At 57.8% G+C, this 16816-nt stretch carries 11 protein-coding genes; 3 read left to right on the top strand and 8 right to left on the bottom strand.

Annotation, left to right across the window (positions count from 1 at the left end; genetic code table 11):
* The first annotated feature begins 428 nt into the window (after positions 1–428).
* Positions 429–1325 (top strand): RluA family pseudouridine synthase, encoded by an 897-nt coding sequence (locus tag P4G45_RS10620; protein ID WP_348266455.1) that lies wholly within the window; start codon positions 429–431, stop codon positions 1323–1325.
* Positions 1326–1415: 90 nt separating this feature from the next.
* On the opposite strand, the gene P4G45_RS10615 is transcribed toward P4G45_RS10620, so the two are convergent.
* The 8 genes from P4G45_RS10615 to P4G45_RS10580 all read right to left on the bottom strand — a co-directional run bounded on the left by P4G45_RS10615 (position 1416) and on the right by P4G45_RS10580 (position 11786).
* Entirely contained in the window at positions 1416–2834 is a 1419-nt protein-coding gene (locus tag P4G45_RS10615; protein WP_348266454.1) for an ATP-binding protein, read from the bottom strand.
* Between the two features lie 233 nt (positions 2835–3067).
* Positions 3068–4702 (bottom strand): hypothetical protein, encoded by a 1635-nt coding sequence (locus P4G45_RS10610; protein WP_348266453.1) that lies wholly within the window; start codon positions 4700–4702, stop codon positions 3068–3070.
* Positions 4703–5076: 374 nt separating this feature from the next.
* Positions 5077–6381, bottom strand: coding sequence for a fumarylacetoacetase (gene fahA, locus P4G45_RS10605; protein ID WP_348266452.1), 1305 nt, complete (start codon positions 6379–6381; stop codon positions 5077–5079).
* Complete coding sequence (locus P4G45_RS10600) at positions 6372–7226, bottom strand: hypothetical protein (RefSeq protein WP_348266451.1); 855 nt, start codon at positions 7224–7226, stop codon at positions 6372–6374. The genes fahA and P4G45_RS10600 overlap by 10 nt, the downstream gene beginning before the upstream one ends.
* Before the next feature lies 1 nt (position 7227).
* Positions 7228–8541: a homogentisate 1,2-dioxygenase gene (gene hmgA, locus P4G45_RS10595; protein ID WP_348266450.1), complete on the bottom strand. Its 1314-nt coding sequence runs from the start codon at positions 8539–8541 to the stop codon at positions 7228–7230.
* A 13-nt stretch (positions 8542–8554) separates the two neighbouring features.
* Positions 8555–9307, bottom strand: coding sequence for a phenylalanine 4-monooxygenase (locus P4G45_RS10590; RefSeq protein ID WP_348266449.1), 753 nt, complete (start codon positions 9305–9307; stop codon positions 8555–8557).
* Positions 9308–9344: 37 nt separating this feature from the next.
* A complete protein-coding gene (hppD, locus tag P4G45_RS10585; RefSeq protein ID WP_348266448.1) occupies positions 9345–10502 on the bottom strand; it encodes a 4-hydroxyphenylpyruvate dioxygenase in 1158 nt (385 codons plus the stop codon).
* 375 nt (positions 10503–10877) lie between these two features.
* Positions 10878–11786 (bottom strand): carbohydrate kinase, encoded by a 909-nt coding sequence (locus P4G45_RS10580; protein ID WP_348266447.1) that lies wholly within the window; start codon positions 11784–11786, stop codon positions 10878–10880.
* A gap of 125 nt (positions 11787–11911) precedes the next feature.
* Between P4G45_RS10580 and P4G45_RS10575 the strand changes: the two genes are divergently transcribed.
* Positions 11912–13042 (top strand): GntR family transcriptional regulator, encoded by a 1131-nt coding sequence (locus P4G45_RS10575; protein WP_348266446.1) that lies wholly within the window; start codon positions 11912–11914, stop codon positions 13040–13042.
* 163 nt (positions 13043–13205) lie between these two features.
* On the top strand, positions 13206–16730 hold the full coding sequence (locus tag P4G45_RS10570; protein ID WP_348266445.1) for a carboxypeptidase regulatory-like domain-containing protein: 3525 nt from the start codon (positions 13206–13208) through the stop codon (positions 16728–16730).
* Positions 16731–16816: the final 86 nt, after the last annotated feature.

The raw sequence follows: 16816 nt of genomic DNA, 5'->3' as shown, positions 1-16816 counted from the left end.
AGGAGGGTGGACGCCAGGCATTGAGTGTGAATTTGATTCTCGGTTAGGATGCTGGAAGAGAGAAAAGGAGAATTATTGATGAGCGCGTCGCATGGAACGGAGTCTTGGTTGGACCGGTGGTTTCCCCTGTTGGTGATTATTTTTGGATTGCTCTTCGTCACACTGCTGGTCAGCTTCAAACCGTTGGGCTAAAAGCCGCCCATAGCGAAGCCCGTCTGATTGGCCGGGCTTCAACAGCTTTTCATTTGAAAATGAATAAGTACGTCAAGGCTGGATTGGATATACGGCGGGTTTCCGCTGTGCCCGCGGTCCGCGCGGAATCTGGCTCCCCGCACTGGACGCATTGAGAGCTCTGGCCGCCTAAATCGAGTGACAACTCGAAACCCAGCAACTCCTGTCGCAGATGCCATAGCTTACACTCAAACCACATGCTCAACCGGGGCTATGCCTATACCACAATCATCAGCAGCAAATATCATGGACGAACCCTGCTCTCCCACTTGGCAAGCCTTTACCCACACTCGAGTCCACAAGCCTGGCAACAAAAACTGAACAACCGCGAAGTCACCGTCAACGGCGTCACCGCCACGGGAAGCGAATCGCTCACTTTAGGCCAGACGCTTGTCTGGAACCGTCCGCCCTGGATCGAACCAGACTCTCCACAGCACTTCGAAGTCCTGTTTAATGACCTCCATCTGTTGGCTGTCAACAAACCTAGCGGGCTGCCCACTCTCCCCGGCGCCGGCTTCATGGAAAACACCCTCCTGCGCCTGGTGCAAAAGCAAAGCCCCAATGCAAACCCTGTCCACCGGCTGGGCCGAGCCACCACCGGCATCGTCCTCTTCGCCAAAACACCGCAGGTGGCCTCTAAACTATCCGCAAACTGGAACACACCCAGAATTCAAAAAATCTACCGAGCGCTGGCTCAAGGCAGTGCACAGCACGACGCCTACGAAATTCTCACACCCATCGGCCTTGTACCGCACCCGCTCATTGGTTCCGTATGGGCCGCCAACCTAAGTGGCAAACCGTCAAAGTCATTGGCGAAGGTGATCTCACGCACGATAAGCACCACAACATTTGAGGTAAGCCTAAATTCGGGCCGCCCTCATCAAATCAGAATCCATCTGGCATCCATCGGTCATCCACTGGTAGGCGATCCTCTGTACGGCTTCACCGGCCAGCCTCTTGAAGATCTCCCAGGCCTCCCGGGAGATGGAGGATATTTCCTGCACGCCCAGTTTCTGAAATTTCACCACCCCATCACCGGAGAACAAATTAATCTTGAGGCAGCTTTGCCGTCTGGATCCTCATCGCATCGGTAGGTTCATGGGGCACCGATCTTTTCCACGCTGCACGAATAGATACCCTGAAGTCTGCTTCCCGGCATCAATCCATCGGTAAACGCAAGTGCGTTACCCACCCGCCAAACTCAGGCTGGGAAGATCTTTGGCGATCGGAAGCCTGACTCGAAACTCGGTGCGGCCGGGTTGCGATTCAAAGTCGATAGCGCCGTCGTTATGGCGCACGAGTCGACGGACGATGTCCAGCCCGAGGCCGGTTCCGTGTCCTTGGGGTTTGGTGGTGAAGAACGGATCGAAGATGCGGTCGCGAACCTCCTCTGGAATTCCCGGGCCGTCGTCGATAATTCGCACCACGACATTCTGGTCATCGCGGACTGCAAGGACCTCAACCCGACCGCCATTCGCTACGGCGTCCAAGGCATTGTCGAGCAGTATTCCCCATATCTGGGTCAATTCACCGGCAAAGCCGCACGCCTTTGGCAGTTCAGGCTCCAACTCCAAGGTGACGACCACCGACTTCTCACACGCCTTCGAATTCAGCACCGCCACAGAGTTTCTCAGGCCTGGGCCTAGATTCACCGGCTCGGACACGTTGGCCTGATCCATGTGCGTGAATCCCTTAACCGCGGTCACCAGGCTTGAAATGCGCATCGAACAATCCTGAATCTTCATGGCCAGGCTCCGTACGGCACAACCGGCCGCTACCCAACGCACTATCGCGTTCCGTGCCGGCGGCTCCACTGCAGCAACCAGGAGGTTCAGCGATTCAAGTGTGACTTCGGTGTCGGCAAGCGTGCTCGCGCAGACCGTATCCATTCCGTGGTTGGCGAGCCACTCTGCAATAGCCTCTTCGCGATCCAATTGTTCCAGAGGGGACCGCGGTCCTTTCTGTTTTGCCATGCAGGACGCGCGGACCACATCGATGGTGGCCATTTGGGCATCGCTTAGTGTCGCCGCAGCCAGACCGCGCGTGATCTCTTCTACATCTTCAATGCGGTCCTCGAGCGTAGCCGCGCAACGCTCAATCGCAGAGGCTGGATTATTGAGTTCGTGGGCCAAGCCTGCCGAGAGTTTGCCCAGGGAGATCATCTTTTCGTTTTGCAGGTCACTGGAGGTAAACAGCCGGGCGCGATCAATCATGGTATGGACCAGGATCGAAGTGACCTCAAAGCACTCTCGCGTCATCTCCCTGAGATGGTCGCGGGGTATGGCGAGAATTTCCAGCGGCTCCAGCGCAATGGAATCGCCAGGCGGAGTCATGAGCCGCGAATACGGCAACAGCCCGGCAACGTCTCCGGCGCGCCATTCGATGACCTTGTTCGGTCCGGCACCACGATCGACGAATAAAGCCAGCCGCCCGGAGAGAATGATATAAAGAGCCTCGACCTGGCGACCCTTCACGCTCAACACTTCGCCAGGATTCAGATTTCGGATCGATCCGTGTGCGGCCAGCCACTCTAACTCCGTCCGGGGCGCGGCGCTCAGGGTTTTGTGTTCTGACAACCGATCGATGAGGTCTTGTGCTAGCACTGGCTGCAATCTCCCGGTGAGACGCAAAACGGTTGGCTAACAACATATCAGATGAAAAATCGCCGATGCACTCAGGGAACTGGGCGAAGACACCGCTACCACGGCGGTGGTCAAATGCTGTCAGCTTGCTCTTTGAACCGATTTGTCGCCAATTGAAGGCGACAGGGAGTGCGATCCACAGCTCCTTCGTAGCTTCAGACGACTCCGCTTATCTGCAATTGGGTATATCGAATTCAGCGAGTGGCGGAGAGCGGCGTCACCATGACCTCGCAAATTTCTTGATGACAGTTCAGAACAGCAGAACGAAGTACACGAGCGCCGGAGCCGGGAGGAACCCATGAAGCCGGGATGGCGCGTCGAAATCTATCGAGATCTCTGCGAATGTCGGGTTTGCCGTGATCGCCGTCGGAGGATTCAATTCGAACCGCAGACTCAACACCTCCAGCCGCAAGAAGCAAACGATAGGGCGCGACAATCGACTGGCCATGTGACGGGCCTGCGTCAAGCTTGAGCTCGTCCTTTAACTTTTCGTTTGGTTCTTTGATAACAGCCTGTGGATGCGTCTTTTTGAGACGATCAATACGAGCCGTGAGATCGCGCTGTATTCCCGTTGGAGGCTGACGGACGCCGCGGAGATCGAAATCAGGAGCAGTTGCCCGTGCCAACTGATAAGTCCCAAGCGCCTCTGCAAAGTGGTGTTGGGCCTCTTCCAGTTCTCCGAGGTGAAGACCGACTTCCGGCCTAGGACTGTTTTGCCACGCGCTGGCTACGTAGCGTTTGGCTTCCTCGAGACGCTCGGGTTCATGACCGGTACGGCTCTTATAGATGGTCCAGCCGAGAGTGTCCCAACTGGCAACGAGGAGGTTCGAGCGGCTCCGCATCTCGCTGATGTCCTGTTCGGCGGTGGAGAGAGTCCACTTCGCGGATTCGGCGGTTAGTTGTTCTACGGACTTGCGGCTGGCGTCTTCCACCTCCTGGGTAGCCTGATCAGCGTCGGCAAGTTCGTAAGCAATGTCATTGCGCAGTCCTGGATCCTCTGTTTCACGGAGTACTACAAAAAGGGTGGCGGCTCCAGCCGCTTTTTGTCCGTTCTTTATCCGCGCACGACCCAACAGCACCCGGAGGCGCTGATTCGCGAAGTCAGCCTGACTGGCGTCTTCGGCTATGCCAACAGCATCCTTCGAATTCCCATCTTCGAGGAGCATTTGGACAAGTCCTATGGCAACGTCGGGATCTGGCCCAATGGTCTTAAGGCGACGGCGCAGGGTCACTTCTGCGTCAAGCCTCTTTCCCTCTGCCATCTGTGCACTTGCCATTAGGGGATAGATGTTGCCTTCGTTGGGGTGGAGTTCGAGTTCGTGTGCGAAGTCGGTGACAGCCTCCGTGACTTCTCCCTGCAGCATCGCACGGTAACCGGCAACACTCCAAAGGAAGGGCTGTTCATTGTTGATTGCCTTCGCTTGCTTAATCAACTCGCCGGCATGATCAATCTGATGATGCTGGTTTGCTTCAGCAGCTTCATTGACCAGACCGCGAGCTTTCGGATCGTCCTTGATGGGTTGGGGAGGGCCAGCGGAATCTGCCGGGGGTGAACTTCGTGTGAGTTGTACATAAGGGTAGGTACCCGGCGAGACGACATCGGTAAATTTTTTGTACTCGGGCCACGAGGCAACCGGGATTTTGCTCTGCAGGATGGTGATTGTTTTCTCTTCGATCAACGTTCCATGCTCAACCCGATAGACACGAATGTAGTGAACCCATGGAGTCAGTTGGCGAATGTCGTCCGGTGGCGTCGCGTCCCAGCCGGGCGGCAGGACGAGTTCGCTACGTGAGGTCAGGGTGCGTGGGACACCTAAATTGAGTGGCACCTGCGGGGGCTCTTTTTCGTCGACTACCGGCAACTCGTCCGGGGGGGCTTGGTTCCCGCATCACTCCTGGCTGAAGTGAGTGGAACCTGTGCCACAGCGGACGATAACCCGTTTACTCTCTGATTCGTCACTTGAGCCGATTGCCCAACGCCCTTATTACACACTGCTATAGCGCAGGAAATTCCCGCAACCCACAATCCAGCCCGTCTTAATCGCATAGGTATTGTTGATACAGGAAAAAGAAGATTGGCACCAGCAAAATCCAACTTTGATTGTGGATGAGTTCCATTGCTGAGTTGGTGATTACAGGGAAAAGTACTCATCGGATATGCGCAAAGAGTTAACTCCCGCTTTTGGGCGCAATTTGTAACTTCTTACGAACCAGTATGTATGTGGGGTAAGTAGGGGCTGAGGAGTGTGCCGGTGCATTCGCCGAGGCCGATTCTTGGCAGGCCGGGCTTTTCGGCGTAAGCGCGGAAGGTAATCTGGTCGCCGTCTTCGAGGAAGGTTCGCACCTCTCCGCCGGGCAGGCGGATAGGCTCGGCGTTGAGCTTCTTCTCGAGAAGGCATCCCTCCGAGCCTTCGTCCGGGCCAGAGATCGTGCCGGTGGCGAGTAGATCCCCAGGCCGCAGGTTGCAGCCGTTACTGGCGTGGTGGGTAAGCAGTTGGGCGAGCGTCCAATAGAGGTCGCGCAGATTCGCTCTGCTGAGCAGTGTCGGCATAACGCCGGTGTGGCGCATTCGCTGCGACTGGAGATAGACCTCGAGCGTGAGGTCGATGCCGTCGCGGTCGGAGGACGGAGAAGCCAGGTAGGGGAGGGGGGCTGGGTCACCGGCAGGGCGTTTCAGTGCAGCGACACGATAGGGGGCGAGGGCTTCCAAGGGAACGATCCATGGAGAGATGGTTGTGGCGAAGCTCTTTGATAGGAAGGGCCCGAGCGGTTGATACTCCCAGGACTGGATGTCGCGCGCAGACCAGTCGTTGACCAGACACACGCCGAAGATATGTTGTTCCGCTTCGGTGATAGGGATGCTGCATCCGAGGGGATTGCCGGGACCGACAAAGATACCAACCTCCAACTCATAGTCCATGGAATGCGCGGGTCCAAAGACAGGCTCGGGGTTCGAGCCTTTTGTCTGCCCACATGGTCTTCGGATCTCCGATCCGCTGACCACGATGGAGGAGGCGCGGCCGTGATAGCCGATGGGAACGTACTTGTAGTTTGGCAGCAGCGGGTTGTCGGGACGGAATAGCTTGCCAACTCTAGTCGCGTGATAGATGGAGGCGTAGAAGTCGGTATAGTCGCCGATCTGTGCCGGAAGCTGCATGGCAGCGTCGCGCATGGGGACGAGCAGTGCTTCGGTGCGGCCCTGCGTCTGCGTGTCGGCCTGATCTGCATCGAGAAGCGCGCTGAGATGACGGCGCAGCGCGGACCATGATTCCGGCCCGAGAGACATCAGGGGATTGAGAAGATGTGCGCTGCAGGCAGCGATGATTTCTTCCGAGAGCGGTGCGAGCAGACCATGGCTGGCACAGGCGTGCAGATCGAGGATCTGGTCGCCAATGGCGACGCCGATGCGTGTTCTTTCGCGATGCCGAAACACGCCGTACGGCAGGTTCTGGATGGGGAAATCCGAGACCGCATCATTGGCAGAGGTAACCCAGCTTCTCAGCGCCATCCGAGTGCCTCCAGGTCGTCCATTGGTTCGGCGAAGGAACAGGAGCCGAAGCTGGTGAAGAATTTCTCGCGAACGGAGCGCAGTTGATCGGTGCTCCAACGGACATTGCGCCATGCGATGGCGTCTGGCGTGATATGCCATGCGCCGGGGTCCTGCTCGTCGAGCAAGAGGATCGCATGACTAACCTGGCCGCCGAAATAAAGCAGAGCTGCGGAGCAACAAAGATTGAGGAAGCCGTGCATGGTGCCGGAAGGACTATCCGGCGCGTAGGTGAAGGGGTGATGAGATCGAATAGGGTGATGCAGTCCTGCGGTTGCCTTGAACGGTATTCTCCGGTCGGCGAGAGCTTTGAGCATATCGGCGACCGTCAGAGTAGCAGGGAATGCGTTGGCGACGATGCCACCCATGCGTAGCTTGGCGCGTGCTCCGGCAGCGGAGATTGCTTCAAGTGCTTCGGAGGCATGGGAGTCAAAAGGAACTTCAAAATACGTTGTCAAATCAGGGGGGATGCACCGCGCGATGCGTGCAATCTGCGACGGATGATCGGTCTTGATTTCAATGGTGTCGATGGTAAAACCCTCGTGGAGGAGACCTGCAAGGCTATCCCAGTCGGTGGTAGCTGAGACGAGTAGACTCAGCCTCACGTGGCGAGTGGAATCACCGGCTACCTCTCGCAATTCGGTGAGGCGATTGATGTCCACGATGAAATGTCCCAATGCCGATGCGTGTTGACTGCGGCCATAGCTCACGTAGTTGCGCAGGGCGGTGCGCATGTCGAGGGCGGCAGGCGGGTAGAGGCCTGCGTAATCGATGAGTCCGGCGAGCAAGCTTTCGAGAGCGGTCATGCTAGGTTGACTCTGCGTTGGCTGCGGAGGCGAAGCGTTTTTTCAGCCCCTGCCAGCACTCATAGTATTCGTGTTGCAGGATTCTGGTGTTCATTGCGAATTGGGTGGGGCGCACGACGAGGCTGGTCTCGAACATGAACGCTAACGTGTCTTCGAGATGCTGCGGTTTCAACTCGGCGTTGGTGGCCCGCTCAAAGGTTTCGGCATCCGGACCGTGACCGGCCATGCAGTTATGGAGGCTGGCTCCGCCGGGAAGAAATCCCTCGGCTTTGGCATCGTATACGCCAAAGATGAGGCCCATGAATTCATTCATCAGGTTGCGGTGAAACCATGGAGGGCGGAAGCTATGCTCGGCGACCAGCCACCGCGGTGGAAAGATGGCGAAGTCGCAGTTTGCCGTGCCGGGAACAGCGGTTGGCGAACTCAGAACGGTATAGATCGACGGGTCCGGATGATCGAACGATACGGTGTTAATACAGTTGAAGAGCGCGAGGTCGTACTTGTAAGGTGCGTAGTTGCCGTGCCAGGCGACGACGTCCAGTGGGGAGTGGTCGATGGATGCGGACCAGAGCCTGCCCAGAAATTTTGCAGTAATGTGAAATTCGCCTTCGTGGTCTTCGTAGGAGGCAACGGGGATTTTGAAGTCGCGCGGGTTTGCCAGGCCGTTGGCGCCGATCGCTCCCAGCTCAGGCAGACGAAAGGGCAGACCATAGTTTTCACAGATGTATCCGCGAGCGTGCTGCTCCAATAAGACAACGCGGAACTTGACGCCGCGGGGAATGACGCAGATCTCTCCGGGCGCCGCTTCGAGAATGCCCAGTTCGGTGTGCAGGCGCAGCGCTCCCAACTGCGGCACGATCAGGAACTCTCCGTCCGCGCTATAAAAGAAGCGGTCGCGCATGGAGAGGTTCGCAGCGTAGAGATGGATGGCGACGCCAGTCTGCATGGCCGGGTCGCCACTGCCGCCGAGTGTGACGATGCCGTCGACGAAGTCCGTCTCCGATTCGGGCAGCGGAAGCGGGTCCCAGCGGAGTTGATTGGGAGTGGTGGGGGTCTCGTGAAATGGGCCGCTGCGAATCAAGCCGGTTGGAATCTCTTCATAAGGACGGTGGGTTACGGAGGGGCGAATCCGATAGGTCCAGGTGCGGCGATTGGTGGCTCGCGGCGCGGTAAAGGGGGAGCCGCTGAACTGCTCGGTGTAGAGGCCGAGGGGATGCTTTTGAGGAGCGTTCTGGCCACGCGGCAACGCTCCTGGAACTGCTTCGGTGGCGAATTCGTTGCCGAAGCCGGATTGATACCGAATTTCCTCGGACATGGAGTAGACCCTCTCACAGGCGACCATGCAGCAATCGCCGCTCTGCCTCGTGCATTGCCTCGTAGATCTGATCAAAACTGTTCACAGCAAAAAGCAGTTTATGCAACTCATTTACTTTTACGGGAGTGTCCAGCACCTCATTCAGGGAAAAATTCCTGATGGCGCAATGGCCCGAGATGACATTCAGGCATTCGCCGTGGGAGCTGATCAGTCCACTTCCGTACACTTTGATTTCATTTCGTTGCCGGATCACTCCGAACTCAACCGTATACCAGAACAGGCGGCCGAGTTTCTCCAAAATTGTCGCGTCGGAGGTGGCTGCGCAGACGCGCCCATAGTGTTGCAGAAAATCGGCATACACCAGATGAGCGTGCATCGGCACATGGCCAAAGACATCGTGAAAGATATCCGGCTCGGGCGTGTACTCGAGCGATTCTCTGCTGCGCAGCCATGTGGTCGTTGGGAAGCAGCGCATGGACAGCATTTCAAAGAAGGCGGGGGCAGGAAGAAAGCCGCTTACCGGCGTGGAATTCCAGCCGGTTCGGGGGAAGAGTCGGGCACTGATGGATTCGAGATTGGGCAGGCAGTCTTTCTTGAGATCGATGAGCTGAAGACCATCGAGATACTCCTGCGCGGCGTGCCGTTCCAACTCCGGAAGAACACGGCCGACAAGCTCTGCCCATACCGCGTGCTGCTCTGCGGTGTAGGCCGCGTAATCCTGGCGAATGATGAAAGGCGCGGCGGCCGAAAACGTTGCGGTCTTCATTGTGTTACCCCAAGACAGACTATCGATGGCCTCACATCTACAGATTGCCGCGTGCCTGCTGCTCCCGTTCGATGGCCTCAAAGAGCGCCTTGAAGTTGCCCTTGCCGAAGCTGCGGCTTCCTTTGCGTTGAATGATTTCAAAGAATACGGTTGGGCGGTCTTCGACTGGGCGGGTGAAGATTTGCAGCATGTATCCCTCTTCGTCGCGGTCCACCAGAATGCCGAGCTTTTCCAGTTCGTCGATCGGCTCATCGATCTTGCCCACCCGTTCCTGAAGATCGGTGTAGTAAGTATGAGGTACATGCAGGAACTCAACACCCTGCTCGTGCAGCTTACGGACGCTGTGCAGGATGTCCTTGGTGGCGAGGGCAATGTGCTGTACCCCGGGGCCGGGATAAAACTCCAGGTACTCCTCGATCTGCGATTTCCGTTTCCCTTTGGCTGGCTCATTGATGGGGAACTTGACGTATCCATTGCCATTGGCCATGACCTTGGACATGAGTGCCGAATACTCGGTGGAGATGTCTTTGTCGTCGAAGTGCTGGTAGAGCGAAAATCCCATCACGTTGCTATAGAAGTTCACCCATTTGTCCATCTCGTTCCAGCCCACATTGCCCACCATGTGGTCGATGTGGAGGAGGCCGACCGGCCGGGCGACGGGATCGTTCTCGACGGCGCGGAACCCGGGAAGAAACGGCCCGGAGTAGGCGCCGCGGTCAACGAAGGTGTGAATCGTATCGCCATAGGTGCGAATACTGGAGAGGACGACCTGACCATGCTCGTCTGAAAAGATCTCGGGTGCGGCCACGCTACTGGCGCCGCGGTGGGTGGTCTCCAGCCAGGCACTGCGGGCATCGTCCACCCAGAGAGCAATCACCCGGACTGCATCTCCGTGCCGATGAACGTGGTCGGCAACCGCGTCCCCGCTGCGCAGAGGGGTCGTCAGCACAAAGCGAATTTTGCCCTGCTGCACCACATACGAGGCGCGGTCTCGTTGGCCCGTCTCGGGGCCCGCATAGGCCACCAGAGACATGCCGAAGGCAGCTCGGTAAAAGTATGCAGCCTGACGGGCATTGCCTACGTAGAACTCGACGTGATCGGTCCCCTTGAGCGGTAGAAAGTCTGCGCTGGGAAGGGCTGTGCCGGCGGCATCGCTCGAAGATGGAGCGGAGGCGGGTTGGGTGGAGGCCCTCATCGGAATCCTTTCGGCTAGATATGCTACGCCCTGCGCGAGCTTATTGTCGCCGTCAATTGTGCGGCAATTTACTTTTCGTCGGTACCCATTTCGGGGTCAAATCGGGCGCTCCGTGGCGGCATCGCGATTTCGGTCAGAGCAACAGGCAGCAAGGTGCGCTTGACCGTAATCCTGGCGGAACGATCGATTTGGACTTCGGTTGCCCGGAGTGTTCCATGAGTGTGTCGGCGTCCACATCTGACCGAAATTGCGGCCTCAAACGAGAGCGGACGAGTGCATTGGTCCGTTGTCGCTAACTGATAATGGTCCCGGTAAATATTCACCAAGGCTATTAAAACTTTCGATTGCCTTGTGCAGGGCCGTTTTCAGGTGAAATCATCCGCGCCATTGGTCTCCGAGCATCGCCCTGATTTCTCCTGTCGTCCAGGAGGGGTTTGCGCCAGCACGGCTTGCCACGAGAGCTCCAAGCGCGTTCGCGAACTGCGCAGCTTGTGGGATCTGCCATCCGCGGTTGTATCCATGAAGGAACGCTGCGGCAAAGGCGTCTCCGGAACCAACGGTATCGCAAACGGTGACGTTGTACCCGGGAACGCGGTGGTACTTGCCGCGGTCATAGACCATGCACCCTGCGGGTCCGAGTGTTACGCAGATGACGTCGACTCTGTAAGACGACGCCCACCGATCGCAAAAGCGTTCCAAAGAGAAGGTTTCTTGCTTCGAACTGGTCAGGGAGAAGAGGGTTTCGGCTTCCACTTCATTCAACTTTATGATGGACGCCAGGCGCGATAGTCGTTGCACCAGTGCGAGATTCCAGTGACCAGTGCGCAGATTGATGTCGTAGAAGCAGCGTGCCGGATGCAATTGTTCCTTCAGGTTGACTGTGATCTGCTCAACGGCCGCATTCGTCTGAAGCAGGGTGCCGAAGTAGATCCAATCGACGGCACTAGCCTGCAATGTTGACATCATCGCGGCATCGACCGAGACCTCATCGAAGGCGGCGGGCCGGGGGATGGAGAAGGAGGGCTCACCTTGATCGTTCATGGAGACGCGGGCAAGGCCTGTGGGCAAGTTTTTGACGGTGTGGATACCCTGTGTGCCGATGCCGAGAGCTCGCATCTGCTCGAGCGCCATCTGTCCATGAGGATCGTCGCCTACCGCGCTAGAGAGGGTAGCGTGGTCGCCGAGGCGTTCCAAGTTGGCGCAAAAGTTGAGGGCCGCTCCACCGAAGCGCTCTCCGTCGGGAAAGACATCCCAAAGTACCTCGCCGATCACACAACTCACCATGAACTGCTCCTCTATTCAAATGTTAGTAGCATAATGTATATTCCGGTTGCAAAGTAATTGTCTATCTTTTTCGAGTAGATAGATGGATTTACCTTGAGATAGAACGACAAAGAAAGAAGGTCAGAATGGAAAGCGAAGCCGAGGAGATTTCAGGTGAGGCGAAACGCCCGCAGCCCAAATATCTTCAGATTATTGAGGGCTTGCGCCAGAACATTGAGGCGGGGCGCTATCGGAACGGCGCACGCCTGCCGAGCGAGGCCGAGTTGATGCGGCGATTCGGCGTCAGCAGGATGACGGTGGTCAAGGCCATGCAACACCTGCAGCAGGAGGGTCTTTTGGTGCGGCGGGCCGGCTCCGGTACCTACGCCTCGGAAGGGGGTTCGAACCAGAAGCCCGTGTTTGGGTTGATCATTCCAGATCTTGGCCGGACAGAGATCTTCGAGCCGATCTGCCAAGGTATGTCGGCCTCTCCGAACGCCTCAGGCCACTCTCTTTCCTGGGGGCACTCGGCGGCCGGAGAGAGCAAGGAAGACGAGGCCGAACACCTTTGCGAACATTACATCGAACAGCGCGTCACCGGCGTCTTCTTCGCTCCCGTGGAGTTCGGCCCTCGCCGCGATCAGGTGAACCGCCGCGTGTTAAAAGCACTGCGAAGTGCACGTATCCCCGTGGTCTTGCTGGATCGCTGCGTTCTGGACTATCCGGCGCGGAGCGAGTACGACATCGTGGGCCTGGACAATCGGCGTGCCGGCTACGTGATGACGGATCACCTGATCCGGCAGGGGGCAAAACGCGTTGGATTTTTTGCTGTGGAAGGTTCGGCTGAGACGGTCGACGACCGTATCGTGGGTTATCGAGAGGCTTTGCATGCATCGGGCATGCCCGTGGATCCGGAGATGGTCCTGCGTGCCGAACCAACGGATGCCGCTATGCTGTCAAGCCGGATCGCCGAGAAGAAGATCGATGCTCTGCTCTGTGCCAACGACCTGACAGCGGCTCACGTGATGCGAACGCTGCTTGGTCTGGGGATGCGCATCCCCAACGATATCCGGATCGCTGGAATCGATGATGTGCGCTACGCCGAGCTTTTGCCCGTTCCACTCACGACTCTTCACCAGCCCTGTCGAGACATTGGCGCGACCGCCATCGCTACCATGCTTGACCGGATCAGTAACCCCCACCTGCCAGCGCGATCGGTGCTCTTAAATGGGAGTCTCGTCGTGCGTCAGTCCTGTGGCGCTAACAGGCAAGGTTAATCCTGAACGGTTGGGAGTGTTCAGATCTCTGAATCGATGTGGCTTGTAAATGTATAGCTAGGTTTGTTTAATTCATCTAGTCAATTTCGTTGACATCTGTATATCAATTCTCTTACAAGAAGCATGGTTCAAAAAACCAGGCATCACTTCGGAGGATAGAAAAATGTCAATCACACACGGTAAAACCCTGTTCCCACGGACCGCCGTCTTGTTTCTGCTGGGTATCATGGCGCTCCTGGTTACCCGAAACATGAACGCGCAGAATAACTACGGCTCGATTGTTGGGACAGTGACTGATTCCTCCGGAGCGAACGTTGCGGGCGCGAAGGTTTCTCTCAAGAACATTGGGACGAACCAGACGCAGGAGACAACGACCGGAACGGGCGGTACGTACAGCTTTTTGAACTTGAACCCGGGAGCGTATACGGCGAACGTCTCGCAGACGGGCTACAAAACCTGGACGCAAAACGACATCGTCGTGACAGTCGGCGGAACCACCCGCGTCGATGTCGCGCTGGAGGTGGGCGACGTCACCCAGACGGTGACGGTCGAGGCTGCCTCGGCGCCGCTTCAAACCGACAGCGCATCGCTTGGCGGCGTGGTCGGCGGCCGTCAGGTGCTTGAGTCGCCGTTGAATGGTCGCAACGTTAATAACCTGCTCGACTTCGTTCCGGGTGTTGTGCCCGGCGGCGGGACCTCCGGCAACACGATGGCCAACGGTGGCAGCGGCAACTTTCAAGCCGGCGGACAAACGCAGGCCATCGCCTATGGCAACTATCAGATCGGCGGTGGCTTCAGCGGGCAAAGCCTCTTCTTCATCGATGGAGTGGGGTCCAACGTGCCAGAGAACAACGTCAATTCATTGGTTCCCACGCAGGATGCGGTGCAGGAGTTCCGCGTGCAAACCAACAACGTGAGCGCGGAGTTCGGCGGATTCTCGGGTGGCGTCATCCAGATCTCGACCAAGCAGGGAACCAATCAGATTCATGGTTCGGCGTATGAGTACTTCCGCAATACGGTGCTCGACGCGAACGACTGGTTCAGCAACCATCAGGGACTGAAGCGCTCACCGCTGCATCAGAACCAGTACGGCGCAAACATCGGACTGCCAATCCTCAAGGACAGGCTCTTCTTCTTCTTTTCCTTCGAGCGTGAGACGCTGACTTCGGGCGCAATCTCAACCTACACGTTGCCGACGGCAGCGCAGTTGGGCGGAGACTTCTCCGCGGCGGGCCTGGGCAACATCTACAACCCCGTAACCGGCGTGCAGTACTCGTGCAACGGTGTGCTCAACGTGATCTGCCCCAGCCAGATCGATCCGACTGCGGCTAAGATCCTGGCGCTTGAGTCGCCTCTGCCTAACCGTCCGGGACTGGTGAATAACTTCGTCGCCACCGCACCGATCGAAGGCGCACAGAATCAGTACAACGCACGCGTGGATTACAGCCTTGGCAAAGCGGATCAGCTGTTCGCTCGTTACACCTTCTGGAATCCGCACAACGGCAACAGTGATCCGCTTGGCACCAAGGTTGGCTCCGGCCCCACGGGCAACACGACGACCGAGGCTGTTGTCGGCGACAACCACGTCTTCAACCAGTCAACTATCGCCGACCTCCGGCTCTCGTGGCTCGAGAACTACAACTTCCAGACGCCTCTTTCGAACGGCTTCGACCAGAGCACGATCAATGCTAATTACGGCGCGCTCCAGGCTCAGCAGGTCAACAACCATCAGGGTCTTCTGCCGAACATCAACGTGCCCGGATACAGCCTTGGCGTCAATCTCTCGCAGCTCTACTGGCTCAACACGGTCTACGCGATTAGCGGCAGCATCACGAAGGTGACTGGACGGCACACCATCAAGATCGGCGGCATCGGCCGTCAGATTCTGTGGACGAACTTCGGAAACAACCAGGGTGTAGGGTTCGGCGCGACGACCGCCTTCACCGCAAGCCCTACGCTTGGCGGCGGTAACGCACTCGCGTCCTTATTGCTCGGCGTACCGGCCAGCACGGGCATCACCGAGGTGGGCACATGGCGTGCGCTGCTGCACTCCTACGGCTTCTACGCGACCGATACCTGGCAGGCGACAAGTAAGCTGACGGCCAATCTTGGCGTCCGCTGGGATCAGCCCGGCACTTACTCGGAGGTCAATGACTTAGACACGATCCTGAATCCTACACTCGCCACGAATCTCGGCAGCGTAACCAACCCGGTGACGGGCAGCAGCATGCCCATCGTGGGTGGTCTGGTCTACGTCAACAGTCCGCTCTATCCTTCCCGGCGGGAGGAGGCGCAGCATTGGAAGCTCTTCTCGCCTCGTATCGGCATGAACTACCGCGCCGACACCAGCACCGTGTTCCGCGGCGGTTACGGTATCTCGTTCCTGCCTGCGGAGATGACCGCCGACTCGCCCGGTGCGGCACCGATCAACAACGCCAGCACCGGACTCTCGAACACGCCTGGGAGCGCTGTCAACACGACCATAGCCAACCCCTTTCCACATGGCATTCTTCTTCCATCAGGCCGTACGGCGGCGGCTCTCGCTGCTGTGCTGGGGCAGGGAATCGGTTCTCGTATCCCCGACCAGGCCTATGGCTATGTGCAGCAGTGGAACGTGGGCACGGAGCACGCCTTCGGCAGCAAGACCTCGGCGACGATCTCCTACGCCGGAGCCAAGGGTACGCACCTCGTGCTCTCGCAGGGCTACACCGGCACAGGCCTGAACCGCAATCAACTTCCCGATCAGTACGACTCGATCGGCGGCTCCGCCGGACTTGGCACTGGTCTCTTCAAGCCGGTCAGCAATCCGCTTTTCGGAAAGATTCCCGCAGGCGGGCAGCTTGGTGGGGCGACCATCCTCGAGGGCTATCTACTGAAGCCGTTCCCGCAGTACACCGGTGTCAACCAGACCGTGCCTCGCTATGGCAGCTCAACCTACGAGGCCTTGCAAGCGACCTTCAACCGGCGCTTCGAGCATGGTGGTCTCGTGCAGGTCGCCTACACGTGGGCCAAGCTGCTGAGCAATACCGAGAACACCAGCAGCTTCCAGGATGGACAGGGCGGACAAGGCGTCGTGCAGGATAACTACAACCTGCGTGCGGAGAAGTCGGTCAGCATGCAGGACCTGACGCATAATCTTGTCATCAACTATGGTGTCGATCTGCCCTTCGGTCGCGGGCAGAAGTACCTTAGCGCAAGCAACGCACTCGTAGATGCAGTCGTCGGTGGATGGCGCGTGAACGGCATCACCACCTTCCACAGCGGTCTACCGTTGCCCTTCTCTACCTCGGGCAACTCGCTCAGCAACTACTTCGGTTCGGGGCCCATTCGTCCAAATGTCGTCGCCGGCTGCAACAAGCAGATTGACGGATCGGCGCAAAGCCGCGTGAACAGCTGGTTCAACAAGGCCTGCTTCGCGGTTCCCGCCGACTTCACCTTCGGTAATGAGAGCCGCGTGGACGACAAGCTGCGTTCTGCGGGTGCGGCGAACTTCGACTTCTCCGCCAGTAAGAACTTCCCGATCTACGAAAAGGTCACGGGCAAGTTCAGCATCGAGGCCTTCAACCTCTTCAACCGTGCGCAGTTCGGCGCACCGGACACGAACCTGAACGATGGTGGGTATGGCGCTGTAACCCACCAGGCCAACACGCCGAGGGTTCTGCAGGCAGCACTCCGTCTATCGTTCTAGTCTGCAATCGCATGGGTGCATCGTCAGCATGCTGGCGATGCGCCCATGAGTTCGTTCCGATCATTCTTCGCGTCGTAAGCAAGCAT

Source organism: Edaphobacter paludis (assembly GCF_039993895.1).
Taxonomy (GTDB): domain Bacteria; phylum Acidobacteriota; class Terriglobia; order Terriglobales; family Acidobacteriaceae; genus Edaphobacter; species Edaphobacter paludis.
Note: the sequence above shows the minus strand (reverse complement) of the source record. Positions and strands in the feature narration are given on the sequence as shown.

Coding starts and splice junctions, on each gene's coding strand:
- P4G45_RS10620 (WP_348266455.1), top strand. CDS start 429: ATGCTCAACCGGGGCTATGCCTATACCACAATCATCAGCAGCAAATAT.
- fahA (WP_348266452.1), bottom strand. CDS start 6,381: ATGGCGCTGAGAAGCTGGGTTACCTCTGCCAATGATGCGGTCTCGGAT.
- P4G45_RS10600 (WP_348266451.1), bottom strand. CDS start 7,226: ATGACCGCTCTCGAAAGCTTGCTCGCCGGACTCATCGATTACGCAGGC.
- hmgA (WP_348266450.1), bottom strand. CDS start 8,541: ATGTCCGAGGAAATTCGGTATCAATCCGGCTTCGGCAACGAATTCGCC.
- P4G45_RS10590 (WP_348266449.1), bottom strand. CDS start 9,307: ATGAAGACCGCAACGTTTTCGGCCGCCGCGCCTTTCATCATTCGCCAG.
- hppD (WP_348266448.1), bottom strand. CDS start 10,502: ATGAGGGCCTCCACCCAACCCGCCTCCGCTCCATCTTCGAGCGATGCC.
- P4G45_RS10580 (WP_348266447.1), bottom strand. CDS start 11,786: ATGGTGAGTTGTGTGATCGGCGAGGTACTTTGGGATGTCTTTCCCGAC.
- P4G45_RS10575 (WP_348266446.1), top strand. CDS start 11,912: ATGGAAAGCGAAGCCGAGGAGATTTCAGGTGAGGCGAAACGCCCGCAG.
- P4G45_RS10570 (WP_348266445.1), top strand. CDS start 13,206: ATGTCAATCACACACGGTAAAACCCTGTTCCCACGGACCGCCGTCTTG.